Source organism: Bifidobacterium choladohabitans, from assembly GCF_016102005.1.
Taxonomy (GTDB): domain Bacteria; phylum Actinomycetota; class Actinomycetes; order Actinomycetales; family Bifidobacteriaceae; genus Bombiscardovia; species Bombiscardovia choladohabitans.
On record NZ_JACFPL010000005.1, the window covers coordinates 109,014 to 131,689 of the forward strand.

At 57.4% G+C, this 22,676-nt stretch carries 14 protein-coding genes and 2 tRNA genes; 11 read left to right on the forward strand and 5 right to left on the reverse strand.

Annotated features, from left to right (window positions below):
* Nucleotides 1-35 precede the first annotated feature (35 nt).
* Together H3S97_RS08200 and H3S97_RS08205 are read right to left on the reverse strand one after the other, a co-directional pair.
* Nucleotides 36-803, reverse strand: a complete 768-nt coding sequence (locus tag H3S97_RS08200; RefSeq protein ID WP_198220250.1) for an SDR family oxidoreductase — start codon at nucleotides 801-803, stop codon at nucleotides 36-38.
* Nucleotides 804-1,252: 449 nt separating this feature from the next.
* On the reverse strand, nucleotides 1,253-1,861 hold the full coding sequence (locus H3S97_RS08205; RefSeq protein WP_198220251.1) for a M48 family metallopeptidase: 609 nt from the start codon (nucleotides 1,859-1,861) through the stop codon (nucleotides 1,253-1,255).
* Nucleotides 1,862-1,965: 104 nt separating this feature from the next.
* Here H3S97_RS08205 and H3S97_RS08210 point away from each other — a divergent pair.
* The 4 genes from H3S97_RS08210 (at nucleotide 1,966) to H3S97_RS08225 (ending at nucleotide 5,533) form a co-directional block, all read left to right on the forward strand.
* Nucleotides 1,966-2,039 (forward strand) — tRNA-Ile (locus H3S97_RS08210).
* 38 nt (nucleotides 2,040-2,077) lie between these two features.
* Nucleotides 2,078-2,150, forward strand: a tRNA-Ala gene (locus H3S97_RS08215).
* Nucleotides 2,151-3,146: 996 nt separating this feature from the next.
* Nucleotides 3,147-4,667, forward strand: coding sequence for a hypothetical protein (locus H3S97_RS08220; RefSeq protein WP_198220252.1), 1,521 nt, complete (start codon nucleotides 3,147-3,149; stop codon nucleotides 4,665-4,667).
* Nucleotides 4,664-5,533 carry a DNA adenine methylase gene (locus tag H3S97_RS08225; protein WP_198220253.1) on the forward strand — a complete coding sequence of 290 codons (870 nt, stop codon included), beginning with the start codon at nucleotides 4,664-4,666 and terminating at the stop codon, nucleotides 5,531-5,533. Before H3S97_RS08220 ends, H3S97_RS08225 begins: the two co-directional genes overlap by 4 nt.
* Nucleotides 5,534-6,653: 1,120 nt before the next feature.
* On the opposite strand, the gene H3S97_RS08230 is transcribed toward H3S97_RS08225, so the two are convergent.
* A complete protein-coding gene (locus tag H3S97_RS08230) occupies nucleotides 6,654-8,402 on the reverse strand; it encodes an amino acid ABC transporter ATP-binding/permease protein (RefSeq protein ID WP_198220254.1) in 1,749 nt (582 codons plus the stop codon).
* Nucleotides 8,386-10,266 (reverse strand): ABC transporter ATP-binding protein/permease, encoded by a 1,881-nt coding sequence (locus H3S97_RS08235; RefSeq protein WP_198220255.1) that lies wholly within the window; start codon nucleotides 10,264-10,266, stop codon nucleotides 8,386-8,388. Before H3S97_RS08235 ends, H3S97_RS08230 begins: the two co-directional genes overlap by 17 nt.
* Nucleotides 10,267-10,460: 194 nt before the next feature.
* Here H3S97_RS08235 and H3S97_RS08240 point away from each other — a divergent pair, with 194 nt between their 5' ends.
* From H3S97_RS08240 to H3S97_RS08270, 7 genes are all read left to right on the forward strand, one after another.
* The gene (locus tag H3S97_RS08240; protein WP_198220256.1) at nucleotides 10,461-11,069 is read left to right on the forward strand and encodes an MptD family putative ECF transporter S component; all 609 of its coding nucleotides are present in this window, start codon (nucleotides 10,461-10,463) and stop codon (nucleotides 11,067-11,069) included.
* Complete coding sequence (locus tag H3S97_RS08245) at nucleotides 11,066-11,764, forward strand: energy-coupling factor transporter transmembrane component T (protein ID WP_198220257.1); 699 nt, start codon at nucleotides 11,066-11,068, stop codon at nucleotides 11,762-11,764. Before H3S97_RS08240 ends, H3S97_RS08245 begins: the two co-directional genes overlap by 4 nt.
* On the forward strand, nucleotides 11,742-13,193 hold the full coding sequence (locus H3S97_RS08250) for an ABC transporter ATP-binding protein (RefSeq protein WP_198220258.1): 1,452 nt from the start codon (nucleotides 11,742-11,744) through the stop codon (nucleotides 13,191-13,193). The genes H3S97_RS08245 and H3S97_RS08250 overlap by 23 nt, the downstream gene beginning before the upstream one ends.
* Before the next feature lie 164 nt (nucleotides 13,194-13,357).
* Nucleotides 13,358-14,059 carry an ABC transporter ATP-binding protein gene (locus H3S97_RS08255; RefSeq protein WP_045923831.1) on the forward strand — a complete coding sequence of 234 codons (702 nt, stop codon included), beginning with the start codon at nucleotides 13,358-13,360 and terminating at the stop codon, nucleotides 14,057-14,059.
* 2 nt (nucleotides 14,060-14,061) lie between these two features.
* Nucleotides 14,062-17,520, forward strand: coding sequence for an FtsX-like permease family protein (locus tag H3S97_RS08260; protein ID WP_198220259.1), 3,459 nt, complete (start codon nucleotides 14,062-14,064; stop codon nucleotides 17,518-17,520).
* A gap of 104 nt (nucleotides 17,521-17,624) precedes the next feature.
* Complete coding sequence (locus H3S97_RS08265; RefSeq protein WP_198220260.1) at nucleotides 17,625-20,450, forward strand: ABC transporter ATP-binding protein/permease; 2,826 nt, start codon at nucleotides 17,625-17,627, stop codon at nucleotides 20,448-20,450.
* Nucleotides 20,451-20,561: 111 nt separating this feature from the next.
* Nucleotides 20,562-21,404: a formate/nitrite transporter family protein gene (locus H3S97_RS08270; protein WP_232356387.1), complete on the forward strand. Its 843-nt coding sequence runs from the start codon at nucleotides 20,562-20,564 to the stop codon at nucleotides 21,402-21,404.
* 565 nt (nucleotides 21,405-21,969) lie between these two features.
* Here the strand turns inward: H3S97_RS08270 and H3S97_RS08275 are convergent.
* On the reverse strand, nucleotides 21,970-22,676 hold a 707-nt coding region (locus H3S97_RS08275; protein ID WP_198220261.1), incomplete at its 5' end, for a tyrosine-protein phosphatase.

Below are 22,676 nucleotides of genomic sequence, written 5' to 3' on the forward strand. Positions count from 1 at the left end.
GAATCAGTTTTGACAGCATCGGTCCCTTACCAGGCTCAGCTGCGACGGTAAAGCTTGGTGTAGGAGCCCTCGGCCCGGGGACGGACCACGATTTGGTCGATGTCCACAGTGTCGGGCTGCTCCAGGGCCCATGTGACGCATCCTGCGATGTCGTCGGCGGTCAGCGGGTCGGGCACCCCGGCATAGACCGCATCGGCCCGGTCGCTATCACCGCCGAACCGTTTCAGTGAGAACTCATCGGTGTGGACCAGGCCCGGGGCGATATCGACCACGCGTACCGGCTGACCGATCAGCTCCAGCCGCAGAATGCGGGCCATGACCCGTTCCGCCGCCTTGGAAGCGCAGTATCCGCCGCCACCCTCGTAGGGCTCGATGCCTGCCGTGGAGGAGATCACCAGGACCGTGCCCTCCGCCTCTTTCAGGGCCGGGAGCAGCTTCTGGATGACCCGCAGGGTGCCGATGACGTTCAGCTCGTACATGCCGCGCCAATCGTCCAGGCTGGAGGTAGCCACCGGATCCTTGCCAAAGGCCGCGCCGGCGCAGTTGACCAGAGCCTTGACCGGCCCGCCCTTGAGCACGGCATCGACGGCCGCCTGGGTGGAGTCCTCGTCGGTCACATCGCATACCTCATAGGTGAAGTTCTGACCCAGCTGGTCAGCCAGAGCCTTGAGATTGTCCTCGCGCCGGGCCAGGCCGACCACTTTCCAGCCCTTGTCAACCAAGGCCCGCACACTGGCCTGGCCGATGCCGCTGGAGGCGCCGGTCACCACGGCGCGCTTGATTGTCTTCTTGGATTCCGTCATTTCATCCGCTCCTTCATGATCAATTGCCCCGGATCAGCTCCACACGCACCTCCGGGCTACAGGGAGCCTGCCTGACTGCTGCAGGATCGCCCCTCTTCCTCAACGCTAGCGCACCAGCAGGGGCGGCGGCAGTCTTCCATCGGTCTTCGATGACAAATGTGGTGGAGTAAACCAACCTTGAGCATGGTCGGAACGAATCAAAGCAAGATCGGGCTGAATCAGACCGCATGGTCAGGTTAGATCAAGATAGACAGAGCGGATCGAAAATCAATCCAGTTTCGCACCAGAAGACACAGCAGGATTTCGGGCGCGAAATCATCAGCACGTATTATGCTACAGGTTCGGAATTTACAAGCTCGCATTGCACAAGTTCAGAAATCACGCGGAGTTGATGGCTCCGGAAATCATGGCTCTGGGAGTCATAGCTTCAGATGTCTAAGCTTCTGGAGTCACAAAGCCAGATAGCAGTTGAGTCGACGACGGCGCTCGGTCCAGTCAGGCATATAGCAATCCATCCGCGCGCGGAAGCCGGGGCCGTGACCATGCTCATAGAGGTGGGTCAGTTCGTGAACCAGCACATACTCCAGCAGGTCAGGAGCCAGCCAAGCCAGCTCGGTGTTGAGCCGGATGCTGGCAGTGGCAGGGGTGCAGGAGCCCCAGCGCGTTTTCATCTTCCGCAAACTGATACGCTCAGGCCGACGGCCTACTACAGGAACCCAACGATCCAGCAAAGTCGGCAGCCTCTCCTGTAGAATTCTCTTGGCTTCGGCCTCGGACCGGTCCGGCGACAGCTGACCATCGGCTCCGGGTTGGGTGTAGACATCGCGTGAACGGGCCAGACGTTCCCTAGTGGTTGCGATCCAGCGGCGCTTGCCGTCGATAAAGATGCGAATCCGGTCATCACTCAAGGCCAGAGGCGCTGTCACTTCCAGATGGCCGTCAGGCGGCTTGACCCGCAGATAGACGTTGGCAATCCGCTTCCTGATGACCAGAACCGTCTCGCCGCCGACCTCCAGCTGCTCCGACCGGACTGGTTCCGCACGCCGTTTCCGCCTCATAACCACCATTCTTCCGCCAAGACGCGACGCGACGCCGCCGAGATTGACTTGAGGGGACACTATGGTAAGCTATCCATTTGTGTGATTCTTCGGTCACACGGCATGGGCCTGTAGCTCAGCTGGTTAGAGCGCATCCCTGATAAGGATGAGGTCGGAGGTTCAAGTCCTCCCAGGCCCACGCATTTCTTGCGCGGTTGAAGATACTTCCACATTTACGGGGCTATGGCGCAGCTGGTAGCGCATCTGCTTTGCAAGCAGAGGGTCGCCGGTTCGAATCCGGCTAGCTCCACAGGTAGGTTTGAGGTCTTTTGAAAACCATCCTTATAGATTGCCCTCAGCTAAATAAACTTGTTAAAAGAGACGTGCTCGTAGCTTGGGATACAACCATAAAATAGATTTGTCAATCAATAGAATTCTTGCGATGAGGGACATCATAGTTGTAAGCAATACGCTGCTTTTCCACTGCACCTTAGGTCACTCTTTTCTATAATTCATGAACAGCAGCCTCAAGCGGTGCACTGGAGGGGTACAAATAAATCAATATACTTTAGAAGTATAATTCAGTTGTTTAGTGAATTTCGTCCTAGTAGAAGAAATAAATAAAATTGTTTCCTTCAAGAGAATCAGAGGTAATGACGACAAATCAGGTGACTACTCTTTTCTTCCATCTGCCTCATCGATTGAACTGACAGTCGGGTCTATCCGGGCAGTGCAATCGCCACCACCATCACCATTAACATCTGATCGCGCAGAAGTTGCTTATACAACATCACCTAGCAAAAAGTAAAACAATAGCTGTTGCTGCCGTCGTTATACAAAAAGATATCCTCCGTCTGCAATCATTCCACTTTATGAAAGACTTTGGGAGTTATTAGATATTCATTTTAGATAATCAGGCGGATTCATAACAACAGAGTCAAAAAACTGATTCTTTAATATCGGCTCAATCACAGCACACAGAACAGGAGCTGCGATGCTATCTATGATACTCATACGATTTACTTCCTTATATGAGACTAGGGAATATCAACGGTAATTAATTGACTCGCTGCAACTGGGGACTGATCTAAATTTAAGCAACGCTGACATGTACAAGAACGTTAACTGCAGCGTACTTCAAAATATTATTTCAGAGTTGGCAATTATGATCACTATACAATAAATAGCTTCTAAACAGATAATAAGAGGACTCCACATTCTCTACATTTCCCTCTCTAACTCAAACAAGATAAAATGTCCATTGTCAAGACATCTTATGGTAAGGAAATAGCTCATATTGGAATAGATGGGAGAGCCGATGCTGAATACCTCACAATGGCCACGTATCGAATTAAACGTTATAAGCGAGATACGATTAGACCCAAACAACGTCCGGCTCGAGCATACAAACGCGAAAATTGATGCTGACATCATGCAGGATCTGTTTACTAACGAGCAAGCTCTAAATCTCGTCCAAGGCATCTCCAGAAACGGCTACTTTACTCACGAGATTCCTATAGTGCTATCTCAAGAAGGTAAATATATTGTCGTTGAGGGGAACCGTAGAGTAGCCGCTCTCAAAGCCATTCAAAATCCAATGCTCGTACCTGATTTCCAAGCACGAATTAAAAAAGCCACCGAATCCATCTCTGAAGAAACCAAAAAATCGCTCTCCAATATCGAAGTCCTTGTTGCGCCCAGCAAAGACGAAGCAGAACAACTTGTAGCGGCTATACACACTTCTAATTTACGGAAACCATGGAGTCCCCGTAGGCAAGCAGCTTTCTTTCAAGCGCAAATCGATGCAGGCAGAACTCTTAAAGAACTCGTAGATCGTTATCCAACGATTAAAGTAAGACAATTCGTTTTTCGTGCAAGAATGCTAAATCTATTCAAAAATATCAAGTACGCCGACCCCGAGCTCCAGGATTATGTAAACAGCAAGAAATGGATGACAACTTCTTCAACGTTAACACGAATCTATACGTCGAAAGATTTCCTTGCTCTTACCGGTATTAGTATGGATGATCAAGGACATATCGTAAAAGAAATATCAGACGCAGCACTCAAAAAAATAGCCACAATCATCGTTGAGGGGATAAAATCAGATAGAATCAATACGCGTACCATCAACTCTACTAAAAGTACAACCTTTAAGTTGTTAATTAACAAACTCGAGGAAGTTGTAAATGATGAAAAAGTTAAGCAAACTTCAAATTCCTCGCCCGAAAAAGCCAGCAACATAAATGAAGATGATCTAACTTCACAAGATGATGACAATCTAAATAACGAACAACGTCATGAGGAAAGCAAAAATAATAGTACTTCCAGAACGTCAAGCGGGCAATCACGTTATCAAGACAATATAAAGAATAGAAAACGACTCGATTTCAACGGAATTAACATTCCAGAGACATATCCAGAAGGAATAAAAAAACAATTAAATGAAATATCTCAAATTAACGTATATCAATACCCCAATCTTACCTATATAGCTATACGATCTACTCTAGAAAAAACCATAAAAGCTTTTGCTGCATTTAAAACGGGAGATCCGGACATCATAAAGCAATCCGGAACAAACGTTAATGGCTTCGTATATCTGAGCAACACACTTGAGTGGCTTCTCAAATACGCCAAAAAAGAATACACGCTATTGGTTCCATCTATAAAAAAGGTTATCTCAAACAATCGTTTCAACTACACAAGCAGCAGAGACGCACTAAATGCTGCCAATCATAACTATCTCTATTCCGTAACTCCAGAGGACGTTTTTAACGCTTGGTCGTCGATAAACCCTATCATGAGGTATGTGACAAGGATATGAGTAGAACTGTCTCGCATATTTCTACAAGGCGCCCCCGGATTTCTCCACTTCGATATCCGGGAGGGAAGTCTGCTTTGTACCCGCGGTTGAGAGCAATAATACGTGACATGGGTTTAGCGGGGTGTACCTATATTGAGCCTTACGCAGGAGGCGTTGGTGCCGGCTTAGGGCTTCTAGTTACTGGACAAGTAGAGCATGTCATAATAAATGATTTAGATCCTGCAATTTATTCCTTTTGGAAAACACTGTGTGTCGATAATGATTGGCTTATCGAACAAGTCGCCACGGCCACATTAAGCATCGACGAATGGAAAAGACAACATAAAATATATAAAGCGGCCGATACAAGTAAAAGAAGAGAGCTGGGATTTGCAACTTTCTATCTGAACAGGACCAACAGGTCAGGCGTGCTGACCGCAGGTCCGATTGGCGGTTTTAAGCAAAACGGAACTTACAAAATAAATGCACGATTTAATCGAAAAGATTTATGTGAACGTATCAGAATATTAGGTCTTTATTCTGACGCCATAGTGCCTATTATGTGCGACGGTATCGATGTAATAAATAGGTATGCCGGACAAAAGAATACGTTCATTTACGCCGATCCTCCCTATTTCGAAAAAGCGAAATCACTATATCTTAATGCTTTTCAGGCAGAAGATCACAAAGCCTTGGCGCATGTTCTTAACAATCACAAAGATGATTCATGGCTTCTTACATATGATGATGTTCCACAAGTTTACGAGTTGTATAAAGATCGCAGGAAAAAAAGATTTCAATTAAACTACTCTGCCAACAAAGTGATGAAAGCAACGGAAGTCGCAGTGTTTTCTGATACCGTTTCTGAAGTAAATACATGCTGGTAGGGTAGATGACATTTGTCGTTGTCATTCGACTGTTTATTAAATCGCAATTATTCCCTAGCCATATATCTATAAACAATCCGAGATATTCTCTATTCGGATTAATATATTTTAAAGTTCAATTATTTGAATCTTTTTCAATATCCGTTGACCTATAAACGTTGGACTCTTTCGTTAAGAGTAAGCGCTCGGGAGGCACACTATTATTTAGTTCACCCAAACGGCAAACTATCCCTCTCAAATACCGGCATAGAATGGGTGTCTTATCGAAATCGCAAATGGAATAATTGATAATTCAGAGAGTTTCATTATGTATAAATAAATATTGTTTTTAACGCATGAAGTTCAGCTTTGTGCCAATTAGGTAATAGTCTGTTAGTATTATAACACAACCTCTAGAAGATGGCTTTGAAAGTTGATACATTTTTTACTGGAAATTAGGAGCTGTCGTCTACTTAACAAGAGTAGTGCATTAGGATGGACTCTATATATCTACTATTTTTAGAAAAATGCCATCTGTAACCTTAATAATTCAGTTGGTCAGAAGAAAAAGCCGTAAGCCCGACAAAACCGAATTCTTATACTCCCACTATGTTAAAATGTTCTTCATCCTCTTCCACATGCGGATAACTCAATCGTCCGAACCACGTCACCTAAAGAGAAATCCCCCTCTGGCTGTTGGCAAATGAATAATATCACGTTCGATAAGTTAACGGCACGGTCAACATCATTACGATACTTGACAAATTCACACGAAATATAAAATTTCTCTTAGTCTATGCATCAGTCATGGTCATATCTAAATTGCGTCAATCTAATATAAAATTCGATACGATTTAACTATGCTCGCTAAGACTTTGTATGCATTTGACTCAGTGCCGATGAGCGAATTACATCTACGACAAGACACTTCTGAATAAAAGATGGCATATCTTCCTACTTTGTCTTCCTTAAGTCTAGTTTCTAATTGAATTCTGCAAACGAGGCACCCGCATGCTCAGCTTACAACCGTGCTTATTACTTCATAATGATTGTTGGCGACCTAAATCTAAACCAAGCTTCTACATAGTTGCAACTGTTAAGCTCTCGACAATTTTGGTTTATGTTTATTGAAACTCAGAGTTCATACAGAGATAAGCTGGCCATCTTCTAGCGTCAGCAACCGGTCAACCCGAGCAAGGACCGAGGGACGGTGGGAGACGATCAAACAGGCACGGTCGCCCTTCCGCTTAATAAGCCTGGTCAGAACCCGACCCTCCAAAAGAGCATCCATATTGCTGGTGGGCTCATCCAGAAGCATGAATGGCGCCGAGCTCAAAAAGGCGCGAGCCAGGGCCACTCGTTGCCGCTGCCCCTCGGACAGATCCGAGCCGTTGTCAGTAAGCAGATGATCCAAGCCGTCGGGCAGCTGGTCAATCAGATCATCCAGGCAGGCGTCATGAGCTGCCTGCTCAATGTCCGCTCTGCTGGCATCGGGCCGGGCCAGAGCGATGTTATCCGCCAAAGTAAGGCTAAATATATATGTATCTTGACTCACCAGAGCCTGCTGGACACGCAGGTCGGCGGTGTGGATGGTCTCAATAGGCAGACTGGAAACCGTCAGATCCCCACCACTGCGCTCCTGGAACCGCATCAGCAGGTCGATCAAGGTGGACTTGCCAACCCCATTGGCCCCCTGGATACCAATCAACTCGCCAGGTTTGATGGAAAGATCCAGGTTATCCAAAACCGCGATTCGGCCGCCATGTTTACCCGAGTCAGTCTTGTCCGTGTCAGTCTTGCCGGCATAGGAGAAGGAAACCGCCTTGGCCTCCTCTCCAGTGAACTCCGTCAGGGGATTCCCATAATCGGATTCCACCTCACGCACAGGCGGCTTCTTGTCCAAAAGCGCGAAGACCCGCCTGGCAGCAGCCAAAGTAGGCTGCAGGCCAGCACCTAGCCGGGCCACAGGTATCAAGGGAGCGAAGGAAGAGAGGAAGCCGACCAGTCCGATCATTCCCCGGGCCGGATCCACCAACCCTGCCGAACCTAGATGGCAGGCCATCAGTGTGAAGGCTCCAGCACAGATCAGAGTGACCACGTTGGTGACCATGTCGTTGGTGATGGTCCGCCCAGAGGTGCGCCCCCGGGCATTCAGCATCTGATCCGTGGCAGCTCCCACCCAGCGACGGGTGTTGCCAAGAGCTCCCAACCCCGCCAGCTCTGTACGGCCCTGCAGGGTCTCCAGAAGTAGAGAGTGCAAATTGGCCTGGGCCGTCCGCTCCTGCATGGCCACATTAAAGGTGGGCCTGGCGCTCAGGATGGGGATGAGCAGGCCGACGATCAGGTAGGAGACCAGGGCGGCCAGACCCATCCAGGGCGAGAGCCAGGTGAGCAGGGCCAGGTTGGCCAGGGAGGTCACCAGGGCGATGGCGATGGGCGAAAGCGTATGGGCGTAGAAAATCTCCAGCAGCTCGATGTCATTGGTGATCACCGTCACCATGTCCCCGCGCGCCTGGTCGCGCAGGCCGGCCGGGGCCAGGGACCGCATCTTGTCGAAGACCGTCGTGCGAATGTCACGGAGCATGCTGAAAGCCATCTCGTGGTTATAGTACTGCTCCCCATAGGCCATGACCCCACGGCTGAGAGCAGTCAGAACCGCCACCAGGGCCCAGACGACCCACTGGCCATTCAGCGGCGGCCAGTCCGCGACCAGGCCGATCAGGGCCGCTGCGGCCGCCATCATGCTCCAGACTGCAAAAAGGTGACCCAGACTGCCGCAGAGGATGGCCTTGCCCTCCGTGCCGGCCAGAGGCTTCATCAGCCGGGCCATGCGGCGCATCATCGTCAGATTGCCGGTCGTCTGCTGCATGTCGTCACTCCCCGTCCTCATACTGTGCCTGCTCCTTCCACTGGGCCGCGAATCCGCCCCCGGCATCCACCAGCTCACGGAAACCGCCGCTTTCTGCCAGACGGCCCCCCTGCAGGAAGAGAATGGAATCGGCATTGCGGACCCCAGCCAGGCGGTGGGTGATGGTCAGGACCAGGGACTCCTTGCCCAGCGCGTCCATCAGGGCTGCCAGTGTAGCGTCATGCTCGCGGTCCACGGCGCTGGTAGCCTCGTCGAAGATATAGAAAGGAGAACGCCGCAGGAGCCCACGGGCAATGGACAGGCGCTGCCGCTGCCCTCCGGAAAGGTTGCCTCCCTCGGGGTCGATAGGAGCGTCCAGCCCGCCCTTGCTCTGGACAAGACCGGTCAGGCCGACCTGGTCCAGCGCATCCTGCAGCTCCCAATCCGAATAGCCCAGTCCGGCCGGGTCCAGATTCAACCTGATGGTCCCGGTGAAGAGGTGATCGGTTCCCCGAACCACGGTCTGCAGGCCGACCAGATCCTCGCGCGACAGGTCGCTGATCTGGCGCCCGCCAATGGACAGCTCTCCGGCATACCCCTGAAGGCGCCCGGACAGCAGGCCCGCCAAGGTGCTCTTGCCGGAGCCCGAAGCGCCGACCAAGCCCACATGTCCCTTGGCAGGCAGATCGAAGTTCAGATCGGTCAGAGCCTGGAAGCCGTCAGGATAGGTGTAGGTCAAATCGCGAGCGCTGATGCCCAGCGAATCATCGCCAGACATATCCGCCTGATCTGCTTGCTTCGAAGCGGATTCCGAGTCAGACTCCCGAACTGCTACCTCAGAAGTTTCGAGACTCGCTTCCGGAGCCACATCCGAACCCGTACTCTTGCATGACTCAGGAGCCGTCCCTGGAGCCGCCGACTTCTCGTCGCCCCCCTGCCGCGCCTGAAGGATATCGTCGATGGCCTTGCCCTGCTTGATGGCGACCATGCCGGAATGCATCATGTAGACCAGCTGGCGCTCAGGTGCAAAGAGCCGGACCCCGGCCAGGGCGACGACCAGGCAGGACAGCATTCGAGAGGGCCCGCCCTGTCCGATCAGGACTGTGGCCGCGACCGCCAGGATGAGGCTGGTGTAGATGACCACGTCGGCCTTGATCAGCGAGCGCAGCTGGCCGCCAAGGACCCCCATGGTTATCCGGCGGAACCCCTCGGACTCCTCGGCCAGGTCATCAGCCTGCCGCTGGTCTGCCCCGAAGATCTTCAAAGTGTTGAGCCCCCTCAGGGCATGCTCGAAGTGGACACCGACCTTGTCATACTTGCGCAACTGGCCCAGCTGCACCTTGATGTTCTCGCCCATGGTGGGCTTGGAGGCCAGGGGCAGAGCCACCATGCCGATCACGACGATTGCCGCAGCCAGGGGACTGACGGGCAGAAGGACGATCAGAGTCACGACCAGCATCAGGGCGGTCTGGACCAGGGCCGGAATGTAGGCCGTGAAATAGGAGACGACCGACTTGACCCCCTCGGTGGAAAGCCTGGCCAGGGTCTGCGCCGGAACGCCCAGGTCGTCCTCCTGCCTGTTGGGGTCGAACACGGATAGATACAGGGCCTGGGAGAGCGCCTTACCCATCCCATCGGCCAGCCGGGCGCTGACGGACTTGGCAACCGCCTGGGCCAGGAGCCGAACCAGAATCAGCACGCCTATCAGCGCCGCCAAGGGTCCGGGCCGACCGGGCACCCAGGCAAGGGCATGGGGAACAGGCAGGCCAAGGGAACGGCCCACGGCCGCGATAGCCACCGGCAGGAGGAGCACCTCCGCCAACGCACCGATCGTCTGCAGGAGGGCCAGCAGGAGGCTGGCGCCCATCCTGGCTCCCGGTAGATGAAGTAGTCGCTTGCTGATCATGCCTGTCCTCCGTGCCGCCTTTCTGATACGCCCCTCTCAGTGGACACTAACAAAATCCTCGCGCGGCGGGCAAGAGACATAAAAAAATATCATTTACTTTCCCTCCCGGCCCTCCTAAACTTGACGGCACAACCTGAAATCGGCGGATATGGCCTAGGGCCGAGCGACCGCCACCCAGATGGGAGCGATCCTTTATGAAAGCACTGAAGACAAAAGACCTGGTCAACGTCGGCATTTTCACGGCCCTCTACTTCGTCAGCATGGCGGTGGGCAACTTCATCACCGTCTTCCTGGCTGGCCTGGTCATGCCCGGCCTGTCCTCCCTCTTCATCCCCGCTGTGGTGGGGCTGGTCTCCGGCCCGGTCTACATGCTGATGATCCGCCGGGTGCCCAGGTTCGGGGCCATCACCATCGTCGGCGTCATCATGGGCCTCTTCCTGCTGGTCTTCGGCCACTTCGCCCTCTCCTTCATCCCCTACGCCTTCTGCGGCCTGCTGGCTGACCTGGTTCAGTCCTCGCTCAGGGAGAGCCGTCCCAACCTGGCCCGCTACCTGAGCTACGTCATCCTCACCTTCGGCTGCACCGGCCCAGTTCTGCCCCTCTGGTTCATGAAGGATGCCTATGTGGCCAGCCTGGTCCGCCGCGGCAAGAGCCAGGAGTACATCGACGGGGTCTTTGCGCCCATCACCGGAGCCACCTTCCTGGTCTGCATTCTGGCCACCCTGATCGGCGCACTGCTCGGTGCATGGATAGGCGCCAGGATCGTCGACAGGCATTTCAACCGGATACCCGCCAAGCAATGAGGCCCATCTCCATCTACACCAGATTCCTGCTGGTCATCTTCGCCAACGCCCTGATTTTCGTCACCCTGCCCACCCCGCTGGTCCTGGCCATCAACATCTACTTCTGCAGCTTCCAGGTCATCGTGGGCAGGGTCAGGAAGGGCCAGGCCTGGCTTCTGGTCTGTCTGGTATTCGCCCTGGGCGCCTCCCTGGCCATGGTCTTCCCCGAGAACCTGCCGGGACATTACCTGCTCTTCCTCTTCGTCGGCGTGGGCAGGATCCTCCCCCTGGTGCTGGTTGCGGCCTTCATGATGGGCACCACCAAGGTCTCGGAGCTGGTCTACCTGCTGCGCAAGATCCACGCACCCCAGTGGCTGGTCATCCCGGTAAGCGTCCTCTTCCGCTTCTTCCCGACCGTCAGGCACGACTATGCCCAGATCAGGCGGGCCATGAAATTCAGGGGGATCGCGGTCACCACCGGAGACATGGTCCGGCATCCGATGCGAACCATGGAGTACATCTACGTCCCCCTGCTCAATAACGCCACCAATGCGGCCTCCGACCTGACCTCGGCCGCCCTGACCAGAGGGATCGGCGACCCGGGACCCAAGACCTCCATCCAACGGATTACCTTCACCGGACTGGATGCGCTCATGTGCGCCCTGGGTCTGGTCCTTATGGGATGTGGAGCCTATGTTGCAATGTTCCAGGCTTAGCTTCACCTACGAGGGCGCCAGCAGGCCTTCCCTCGAAGAGGTCTCCTGCCGGATGGACCGAGGCCGACTGACCGTGATCACCGGACCGAGCGGATGCGGCAAGACCACCCTTTCCAGGGTCATCAACGGCCTGATTCCCGAACTCTACGAGGGCAAGCTGGAGGGGGAGTGCCTGATCGGGGGCGAACCCACCACGGCCCGGCCCATCTACCGGCTTTCGGAGCAGGTGGGGTCGGTCTTCCAGAATCCCAAGACCCAGTTCTTCACCACCGACGTCCGCAGCGAGCTGGCCTTCCCCCTGGAGAACACCGGGGTCCAGCCGGAGGCCATCCGGGAGCGCATAGACCAGGTGGCCGACCTCTTCGGCATCGCCCCGCTTATGGACCGGGACATCTTCTCCCTGTCGGGGGGCGAGAAGCAGATGATCGCCATCGCCTCCTCCTGCATGATGGACCCGCAGATCCTGGTCCTGGACGAGCCCTCCGGCAACCTGGACGTGGAAGCGGTGGCCAGCCTGGCGCAGATTCTGGGCCGCTTGAAGGAGCGGGGCCTGACCATGGTTCTGATCGAGCACCGCCTCTACTACCTGGACGGCCTGGCCGACGACTTCCTGGTCATGAAGGACGGCAGGCTGGCGGAGCACCTGACCCCTGCCGCCATGAGGGGGCTGGATGGCCCAAGCCGCCAGGCCATGGGGCTGCGGGCCCTGAATCTGAACGCGACCGAGAATGCGAGCGCCCCAGCCAGGGTCACTACCGAGAAGACCCCCGACCTCTTGCGGGTCAGGAACCTAACCTATGCCTACCACCACGACCAGGATCCTGCCCTGGATGTGGACGACCTGACCCTGTCCAGCGAGGACATCACCGGCATCATCGGCCGCAACGGTGCCGGCAAGAGCACCTTCGCCTCCGTCCTGACCGGACTGCTCAAGCCTGGCGACAGGTCGGAAATCAGCCTGAACGGGACCAGGCAGACCAGCAGGGAGCGCGTCGAGGACTCCTACATGGTCTTTCAGGATGTCAACTATCAGCTCTTCAGCGAGACCGTGGAGGGCGAAATGCTTCTTGGGGCCAGGCGAACCGACCTGTTCGAGGAAGTGGCACGAAAGCTGGACCTGGAGCGGCTCCTGGGCCGGCACCCCAACACCCTCTCCGGCGGGGAGAAGCAGCGGGTGGCCATTGCGGCCGCCATACTGTCTGGCAAGCGCCTGGTGGTTCTGGACGAACCCACCAGCGGCCTGGATCTGCTCCACATGAACCAGGTGACCGGGATGATCCGCTACATGCGCTCCCTGGGGGTCATGGTGATCGTCATCTCACACGACCAGGAGTTCCTGGCCCAGACCTGCCAGCGGTTCATCACCTTCCGCCAGGGCAGACCGGTCAGGGACAGCCGCAAACTGGGCAACCTCCTGCAAGCCCTCTGAACCTCCGAACCCTTGCAAGGTCGGCGAACATGACGCCTCCCGGCAGGCGGTTCTCCTGTGCTCCGGACCCCACAAACGTATACAGTAGTGGGGAAAAGAGCATCAGGAGGGCGTCCCTTGCGTCGGACGACCCCGCCGCACAGCCAGGGTTACGAGAGGGCATGATGGGCTATATCGACGTCATCGGAGAGACGAAACGGTATGTGACCGGCGAGACGACCATCGTGGCCAACAATGAGGTCACCTTCTCCATCGAGAAAGGCGAACTGGTGGTAATCCTCGGCGCCTCGGGGGCGGGCAAGTCGACCGTGCTGAACATTCTGGGCGGCATGGACACCTGCAACGAGGGCCAGGTGATCGTGGACGGGAAGGACATCGCCGGCTATGACGCCCGGCAGCTGACCACCTACCGCCGCTATGACGTGGGCTTCGTCTTCCAGTTCTACAACCTGGTGGCCAACCTGACCGCCAGGGAGAACGTGGAGCTGGCCTCGGAGATCGTGGACGACGCTGCCGACCCGGTCCAGACCCTGGTCGACGTGGGCCTGGGCGACCGGATCGATAACTTCCCCGCCCAGCTTTCCGGCGGCGAGCAGCAGCGTGTGGCCATCGCCCGGGCCGTGGCCAAGAACCCCAAGATCCTGCTCTGTGACGAACCCACCGGGGCCCTGGACTACCGGACCGGCAAACAGGTGCTGCGCATCCTGCAGGACCAGTGCCGCAAGAAGGGCGCCACCGTGGTCATCGTCACCCACAACGCGGCCATCGCCCCCATCGCCGACAGGGTCATCCGCATGCACGACGCGCGGGTTCAGGCCGTGCAGACCAATGACAGCCCCGAAGACATCGAAAACGTGGAGTGGTGAGGATGCAACCCGTCAGGAAGGTGCTCTGGCACGACATCCGGGTCTCCCTGCGCAAATCCCTGGGACGGTTCATCTCCATCGTCTGCCTGGTGGCGCTGGGTTCCTTTGCCCTGGTCGGGTTGAGCGTGACCGGGCCGGACATGCGGCAGGCCGGCAACGCCTACCTGTCCGACCACCATCTGGCCGACCTGATGGTCATCAGCAGCTACGGACTCGACCAGGAGGATCGGGATGCCATCGATACCGCCCCCGGCAACTCGGGAATCGAATACGGATATCTGAAGGATGTGGTGCTCAAGGGCACCGACAAGAGCCTGCGCATATACTCCGCCCCCGACCGGATCTCCACCTATGAGCTGGTAGAGGGATCCATGCCGACCAGGCCCGACCAGATAGCGGTCGACACGGCCTTGGGTGAGAGCCACCCCATCGGCAGCAACATCCAGGTGGACGAGAAGGCCGACCAGCTGGGCAGGAAGGTCTTAAGGCACCACAAGCTGCGCGTGGTGGGCACGGTCAGGTCGACCGAGATCCTGAGCAAGGTCAACATGGGCCCCTCCACAGCCGGCTCCGGGTCCCTGGACTCCTACGCTGTGGCCACGCCCAAGGCCTTCGACTCGGACGAGTACATGATCGCCCGCCTGACCTTCAAGGACCTGGACCGGATTCAGGACCACTATTCCGACCAGTACATCCAGGCCCTGCAGACCCACAAGGACGATCTGAACAGGATTCTGTCAGGCCGCCCAACAGCGAGGCTCAACGCCATCAAGGCCCCCTTGAAGAAGAAGCTGGACCAAGGACAGGACCAGGTGGACCAGTCCAGAAACGAACTCGAGGGGAACCGGCAGCAGCTGGAACAGGCCAGGAAGGATCTGGACCAGGGTGCCCAGAGCATCCAGTCCGCCAAGAACCAACTGGCTGCCAAGACGGTGCAGGCCCAGGCGGCCATCGACCAAGGGCAGCAGGAGGTGGATCTGAGTTCGGCCGAACTGGCTCGAAAGCAGAAGCAATACCAGTCCTCCGCCAGCCAGGTTGCCCAGGGCAGGCATCAGGCCGACCAGGGGCAGCAGGCCATCGACCAGGGACAGGCCAAGCTTGATGGTTCCCGTCAGCAGCTGGAAGGCGGCAAGGCCCAGACCGATCAGGCTGTAGCCCAGGCCCAAGCGGCTCAGACACAATGCAGACAGGGCATCGCACAGGTCACCGGCCTCATTCAGACCATCGACGCCCAACTGGCCACACCCGGGCTGACCCCCCAGCAGCAGGAGGACCTCAACCACAAGAAGGCCGGGCTCCAGGCACAGCTGGCCGAACTCAACCGGCAATCACCGCAGATCGATGCCCTGGTGACCAAGGCCAAGACGGGCCGCGATGCCTTCATGACCAACCAGTACACCCCCGGCATGGCCCAGGTTGCGGCCAACCAGCAGACCCTGGATACAAAGCGTCGGGAGCTGACCCAGGCAAGAGCCAAGGTGAACGAAGGCGAGCGCCAACTGGCCCAGGGCAAGACCCAGCTTGACCAGGCCTCCGCACAGCTGGCCCAGGGCAGGACCAAACTGGCCCAGGCCCGGCGGCAGCTGGCCGACAGCCGGGCTTCGGCCCAGGGGCAGATCGACCAGGCCCAAGCCACCCTGAATCAGAAAACCGCGGAATACCGGGCCAAACTGGACAAATTCAACAGGGAGAGCCCGAATGCCCAGAAGAGGATCGACGACTCCCAGAAGAAGCTGAACAAGGCGGCGGACCAGCTGAGCCGACTGGAAAAGCCGGTCTACGCCCTGGACTCTCGTCGTGAGGCGCCCGGCTCGGAGGGCTATAAGGTCTACGCCTCCGTCTCCTTCATCGTGGACTCGCTGGCCAAGGTCTTCCCCTACTTCATGTATCTGGTGGCCGCCCTGGTCACCTTCACCACCATGACGCGCTTTGTGGACGAGGAGCGGATCAACGCAGGAACACTCAAGGCCCTGGGCTACAGGGACCAGGATGTCATGGCCAAGTTCCTGGTCTACGGCGGAGCGGCCTCGGCCCTGGGCGCGCTTCTGGGCATCATCGCCGGCCACACCCTGCTGCCCTGGATCGTCTACCAGGCCTATGTCCACGCTTTCGACATGCCGCCCATCCACTACGGCTTCCACCTACCCATCACCCTCCTGGCCTGCCTGCTGGCCTTCCTGAGCGCCGTTGTCCCGGCCTTCCTGAGCGCCTGGCGGGAGCTGCGCGAAAAACCGTCGGCCCTCCTCCTGCCCAAGCCGCCCAGCGCCGGTTCGAAGATCTTCCTGGAGCGCATCCCCCTGATCTGGAACCGACTCAGCTTCACCCACAAGGTCACCGCCCGGAACATCTTCCGTTACAAGCAGCGGATGCTGATGACCATCTTCGGGGTCTGCGGATCGGTGGCCCTCCTGATGGCCGGATTCGGCGTGCAGGGGTCCATCTCCGCCATCAACGAGCACCAGTTCGGCCAGGTGATCCGCTACGACCTGATCGCCGCCGAGAACAGCCAGGCCACATCCGACCAACGCCAATCCATCAAAAAACGGCTGGAAAAGCCCGATGTGAGCCGTTCCCTGAACGTGCGTTACGAGGAGATGAGCAAGACGGCCGGCCACAACGCCGACAAACAGTCCATCACCATGATCGCGCCTGCCAGCGCCAATCACCTGGACGACTTCATCCGCATGGATACCCGGGCCAGGCACAAGCCCCTGAGCCTCAAGGGCGATGGCGTGATCCTCTCCGAAAGGATCGCCCAGCTGACGGGGACCAAGACCGGCGACAGGATCACCCTGCAGGATTCAGGCGGCAGGGACAGGACCATGCGGGTGGACGGCATCTGCGAGATGTACCTGGGGCACTTCGTCTTCATGAGCCCGTCGGCCTACAGGACCGTCTTCCATCAGGACTTCTCGCCCAACGCCCACCTGGTCACCTTCAAGGACTCCAGCGCGGAGAACACCAGAAGGCAGGCCGCCTCCTTCATACGTATCGACGGGATCCAGGGGGTGGTGCAGAACACAACCCTGATGAGCCAGATCGACACCGTGGTCAAATCCTTGAACATGATCATGCAGGTGCTGATCATCGTAGCCACCCTGCTGGCCCTGGTCATCCTCTACAACCTGACCAACCTGAACGTTGAGGAGCGCATCCGTGAACTGAGCACCATCAAGGTGCTGGGCTTCTACGACCGTGAGGTGACCATGTACATCTACCGGGAGACCATCCTCCTATCGGCCATCGGCGTCCTGGCCGGGTATGGGTTCGGGGCCTGGCTGCACCACTACATCATCACCACCGTTCCACCGGACAACGTCCTCTTTGACCCCTCCATCAGCTGGGTGGCCTTCGTCGTGCCCCTGGTCATGATCACGGTCATCACGGCCGGCCTGGGCTGGATGGTCAACAACAAGCTCAAGCATGTGGACATGCTGGAGGCCCTCAAGTCGGTGGACTAGGCCATATCGGCATTTACCCATGCCAATGGCGTAAGCTGGCACTCCAAGAGTCCATAAGTCCATGCCATTAAAGCCATTGAGAATCCAGAAAGCTGAGGACGACGGTGCTGCAGATCGAACACATCTCCAAACAATACAAAACAGGGGACTTCGTCCAGCAGGCCTTGAATGATGTCAGCGTCAACCTGCGCGACAACGAGTTCGTGGCCATCCTGGGCCCCTCCGGGTCCGGCAAGACCACCCTGCTCAACATCATCGGCGGGTTGGACCGCTATGACCAGGGCGACCTGATCATCAACGGCACCTCCACCAAAAAGTACAAGGACAGGGACTGGGACTCCTACCGCAACCACACCGTGGGCTTCGTCTTCCAGAGCTATAACCTGATTCCCCACCAGAGCATCCTGTCCAACGTGGAGCTGGCTCTGACCATCTCGGGCGTGCACCGGCAGGAGCGGCGGGAGCGTGCCAGGCAGGCCCTGGAGCAGGTGGGACTGGGTCAGCACGTGAACAAGCGGCCCAACCAGCTCTCGGGCGGGCAGATGCAGCGGGTGGCCATCGCCAGGGCACTGGTCAACAACCCCCGCATCCTCCTGGCCGACGAGCCCACCGGAGCCTTGGATTCCGAGACCTCCATCCAGATCATGGACCTGCTCAAGGAGGTGGCCCAGGACCGGCTGGTGGTCATGGTCACCCACAACCCGGAGCTGGCCCACCAGTACGCCACCAGGATTGTGGAGCTGCACGACGGATCGGTTATCAGCGACTCCGACCCCCTGCCCGACGACCAGGTGCCCATCCGCCGGGCCCGCCACCGCACCTTCGGCAAGGCCTCCATGGGACTGCTGACTTCACTGTCGCTGAGCTTCAACAATCTTCGGACCAAGAAGGCCCGGACGGCCCTGACCTCCTTCGCCGGGTCCATCGGCATCATCGGCATCGCCCTGATCCTGTCGGTATCCACCGGGGTCAACCGCTACATCGACAGGGTGCAGCGGGAGACCATGACCTCCTACCCCATCACCATTCAGGAGCAGTCCTTCGACCTGAACAAGATAGTGGACTCCGCCCAGGAATCCCAGAAGGAGGCCAAGGCGCACAAGGATCTCAAGGCCATCCAGCCGGACGACTCCAGCATCAAGGGGGCCTCCAGCCTGACCAGCAGCATCACCCAGAACAATCTGACAGACTTCAAAAAATACTTGGATAATCCCAAGAGCGAGATCCACCAGTATGTGGGGTCCGTGGGCATCCAGTACTCCTACGCCACCAAGTTCGCGGTCTTCGGGCACGACCCGGACGGTAAGCTGGTCTCTGCGGAAAAGGTGACCATGAGCGGGCAGGACGACGCCAGCTCCACCGCCAGCCAGATGGCCACGGCCAACACCGACAGCGACATGGGCGACATCCAGTCCATGCAGATGTCCTACCTGACCGGCAAGACCGAGAAGAACAAGGCTCCGGAGATCTTCGGCGAAATCATGCCGGGGGCCGATGCCAAGACCACCATCAGCAAGGTGGTGACCGACAACTACCAGGTGGTGAACGGCACCTGGCCCAAGGCCAAGGATCAGGTGGTCCTGGTGCTGGACAAGAACAACCAGATGCCCGTCACCAGCCTCTACAAGCTGGGCATCCTCCCCTCCAGCCAATACACCGACATGATGAACAAACTCAACAGCGGGCAGGAGGTCAAGGTCGACACCAAGCCCATCGAATACGCCAAGGCCATGGACCAGAAACTCTCCCTGGTGCCCGCTGCGGACCAGTATGCCAAGGGGACCGACGGCCACTACCACTACATCGGCGACAGCACCGACCAGATGACCAAGGCCGCCGATCAGGGCCTGCAGCTGCACATCGTAGGCATAGTACGCCCCCACCAGGGAGCCAAGGCCACACCCCTCAAGGTAGGCGTCGGGTATACCCGCCAGCTGACCGACTACCTGATCGACCAGGCCAAGACCAGCCCCATCGTCACCGACCAGGAGGCCGACCAGGGCCACAGCGTCCTCAACGGGATGGCCTTCGCCCCTGCCGACGATGCCGCCAAGGCCAACGATGCCAAGGCCTACATCGCATCCTTGGGCGTCAGCCAGAAGGCCAGCATGGCCCAGGAGATCATGAAAGGCTCGGCAGCCATGGCCGGCCAGGAGGCCCAGGGCCGGGCAGGGGCCGCTGCAAGAGCCCAAGGTTCTGCGGGCATCCCCACGGGGGCCTCCGCCGAGCAGCAGACGGCCCAGGCCTTCGACCAGTACATCGCCGCCGCCCCTCAGGAGGCCCTGGTCGCCATCTACAACCAGTACGTCTCCACAGGCACCTACGCCGACAACCTGAGCGACTTCGGCCTGATCTCCCGGGACGCCCCCTCGCGCATCAGCATCTACACGGACAGCTTCGAGAACAAGAATTCCGTGGGCGACTCCATCAAGCACTACAACGACAAGGCCGCGGAGAAGAACAGGATCGTCTATACCGACTACGTGGGCCTGATGATGAATTCGGTCACCACCATCATCAACGTCATCACCTACGTGCTGATAGCCTTCGTCGGGGTCTCGCTGGTGGTCTCCTCCATCATGATCGGCATCATCACCTACATATCGGTTCTGGAGCGGACCAAGGAGATCGGCATCCTGCGCGCCATGGGCGCCTCCAAGCGGAACGTCTCCAACGTATTCAACGCCGAGACCGGCCTCATCGGACTTCTGGCGGGCCTGCTGGGGGTGGGCATCACTCTGCTGCTAATCGTTCCGGCCAACAGCATCATGCACCACTTCATGGGCACCACCGAGGTGAATGCGGCCCTGCCTGCCTCGGGTGGCGTGGCTCTGGTCATCCTGAGCGTGATCCTGACCCTGATCGGCGGCCTGATCCCCTCGCGGAAGGCAGCCAAGCAGGATCCCGCCACCGCCCTGCGCACCGAGTGAGGCTGGGTGACACCGGCAAAGAAGTGAATTCCCGCACAGTAGGGCCCTAAGGACAGTCTCTCTTTACTCGGGAATGTCATAATAAACCCCGTGAATGAGCAATCCAATCAGATGACAGATCCACAGAAGAGACAGCCGCTCTTCCCCGGGCGAGCCTTCATCAGCACCGTCCTGGACGTGGTCGAGAGCAAGAAGACCATGAGCGGCGCCCTGACCGGCAAGTACATGCAGCGAGCCACCATGGCCGGCCTCTTTGTGGGTATCTTCTTTACGGCCTTCTTCGTCATCATGGGCCAGGCCGGCCAGAACCCCGCCGACCACGGTCTGATCCTGGCAGGCCGGGTCCTGGCGGCGACCACCTTCGGCTGGGCCCTGGTCCTGATCTACTACACCAACTCCGAACTGCTGACCTCCAACATGATGGTGGTCACCATAGGCGCCTATCACAAGCGTCTGGGCTGGCTGGCCTCCCTGCGGATCCTGGTTCTCTGCCTCCTGGGCAACCTGGCCGGAGCCCTGATTGTAGCCGTCATCCTGCGTTTCTCGTCCATCGTCAGCGGTCCCACCCTGGACCAGATGCTGGCGGCTGCGGCGACCAAAACCGGCTACGTTTCCGGCGGTCCCATGGGCTTCGCCGACCTGTTCGTTCGCGGCATCCTGTGCAACTTCTGCATCAACATCGCCATGCTCATGGTCTATAACGGCAAGCTTTCCAACGACTTCACCAAGTGCATCATCATGGTCGTGGCCGTCTTCGTCTTCGCCTTCTGCGGATTCGAGCACTCGATAGCGGATTCGGCCCTCTTCCTCATCCTGGGTGTCTTCGGGCGGGTCAACGCCTGGAAGGCGATCCTGGTGGTCCTGGTGGCCATGCTGGGCAACTACATAGGCGGCGGCATCCTGATCGGCCTGAACTTCGCCACCATGAACGACGAGCGACACTTCAAGGCCTGATAGCCTTCCCACAAGCCACCATCCACCTGCTCACCTTGGTCTCATACGCGCTCATGGGCCTGAGCGAAAACACCCATCATGAAGAAATTCGAAAGCCTGCGTACTGGCAGAAGGCGGAGGTTCATGATGAGCGTGAGCCAGACAGCAGCCGACAAGTCTGGTGCAGGAGTTCTACGACCAGGTCTTCAGCCAGGGGGATATCAGCAGCCGCTCCAGGACAGGGATGTCTCTTTCAAACTGAGTCCAAAATCCTCCTTGATCATCCAGTCACCTGCAGCGTCGATATGGTCAGTCAAGATGGATTCGGCTGTTCCCATGTCGTTTTGCTGACCATATAATCGCGGTCTGCTCGGCAATCCGTCTGTGCGAAAGAAACCCGCGCCCGCATTCATGGCCGTCTCCCAATGGCCCGGGCCTCCCGGTCGTCTGGCGATCAACATTGACCGACCAGAGCCGCACGGGAGCCCCGGAATCATTACCGTCCCAGACTTATGTATGCACGATGCCCCCTTACAATTGGCACTCAAGCCCGATCACCTGCCCGCACCTATTCGGTCTTGTCCGATTACTCAAGCAGGTTGCTGCGCAGGGCCTCCACCTGGTCGGGTCCGAACCCTAGAGCCTGCTGGGCGTAGGCGAAGACGTCGCCGTAGGCGTCGATCATGAGCTGGCGGGCGTAGATCAGATATTCCTGCTTGACATAAAGTGCAACCGCCAGTGCGTCCAGTGAATCCTGGTCGAAGCCCTTGTCGCGGAATTGGTCCAGTAGCTGATTGTTGGCCGCGACCCTCTCCTGGTTGGTCTTCAGGTAGTCCGCGAATATCTGGTCGTCGTCCACCTCCAGCAGCCAGAGCACCAGGGCCGCGGCGAACCCGGTCCTGTCCTTGCCGGCAAAGCAGTGGAAGAGCGTGGCCCCCTGGGTGTTGCCCACGACGATGCGCAGGAAGCGCCCAAAACCTTTCTGAGCGCCTGGATTCAGGACCATGTCGTGGTAGGTGCCCAGCATATGGTCATTGACCCGATCGACCGAACCGATCGAGGCGAAGTCGTCCAAGCTGGTATTGCGGGCACCGATCATACCCAGCAGATCGATGTTGGTAAAAGTGATGCCTTCGATTGAGTCGTCAGGACTCTCCTGTATCTCGAAGGGTCGGCGGAAGTCCACGACCTGCGTGACTTGGTAGCGTTCGACCAGATCCCTCCTGGTCTCCTCGTCCAGGCCGACCAGCTGCCCGGACCGGATGAACCCGTGGGGACGGACCCGGCGGCCAT

Excerpts from the sequence above, each read along its gene's own strand:
- H3S97_RS08270 (WP_232356387.1), top strand. The coding sequence starts at position 20,562 with ATGACAGATCCACAGAAGAGACAGCCGCTCTTCCCCGGGCGAGCCTTC.
- H3S97_RS08205 (WP_198220251.1), bottom strand. The coding sequence starts at position 1,861 with ATGAGGCGGAAACGGCGTGCGGAACCAGTCCGGTCGGAGCAGCTGGAG.
- H3S97_RS08230 (WP_198220254.1), bottom strand. The coding sequence starts at position 8,402 with ATGAGGACGGGGAGTGACGACATGCAGCAGACGACCGGCAATCTGACG.
- H3S97_RS08200 (WP_198220250.1), bottom strand. The coding sequence starts at position 803 with ATGACGGAATCCAAGAAGACAATCAAGCGCGCCGTGGTGACCGGCGCC.
- H3S97_RS08255 (WP_045923831.1), top strand. The coding sequence starts at position 13,358 with ATGGGCTATATCGACGTCATCGGAGAGACGAAACGGTATGTGACCGGC.
- H3S97_RS08250 (WP_198220258.1), top strand. The coding sequence starts at position 11,742 with ATGTTGCAATGTTCCAGGCTTAGCTTCACCTACGAGGGCGCCAGCAGG.
- H3S97_RS08245 (WP_198220257.1), top strand. The coding sequence starts at position 11,066 with ATGAGGCCCATCTCCATCTACACCAGATTCCTGCTGGTCATCTTCGCC.
- H3S97_RS08235 (WP_198220255.1), bottom strand. The coding sequence starts at position 10,266 with ATGATCAGCAAGCGACTACTTCATCTACCGGGAGCCAGGATGGGCGCC.
- H3S97_RS08220 (WP_198220252.1), top strand. The coding sequence starts at position 3,147 with ATGGGAGAGCCGATGCTGAATACCTCACAATGGCCACGTATCGAATTA.
- H3S97_RS08240 (WP_198220256.1), top strand. The coding sequence starts at position 10,461 with ATGAAAGCACTGAAGACAAAAGACCTGGTCAACGTCGGCATTTTCACG.
- H3S97_RS08225 (WP_198220253.1), top strand. The coding sequence starts at position 4,664 with ATGAGTAGAACTGTCTCGCATATTTCTACAAGGCGCCCCCGGATTTCT.
- H3S97_RS08260 (WP_198220259.1), top strand. The coding sequence starts at position 14,062 with ATGCAACCCGTCAGGAAGGTGCTCTGGCACGACATCCGGGTCTCCCTG.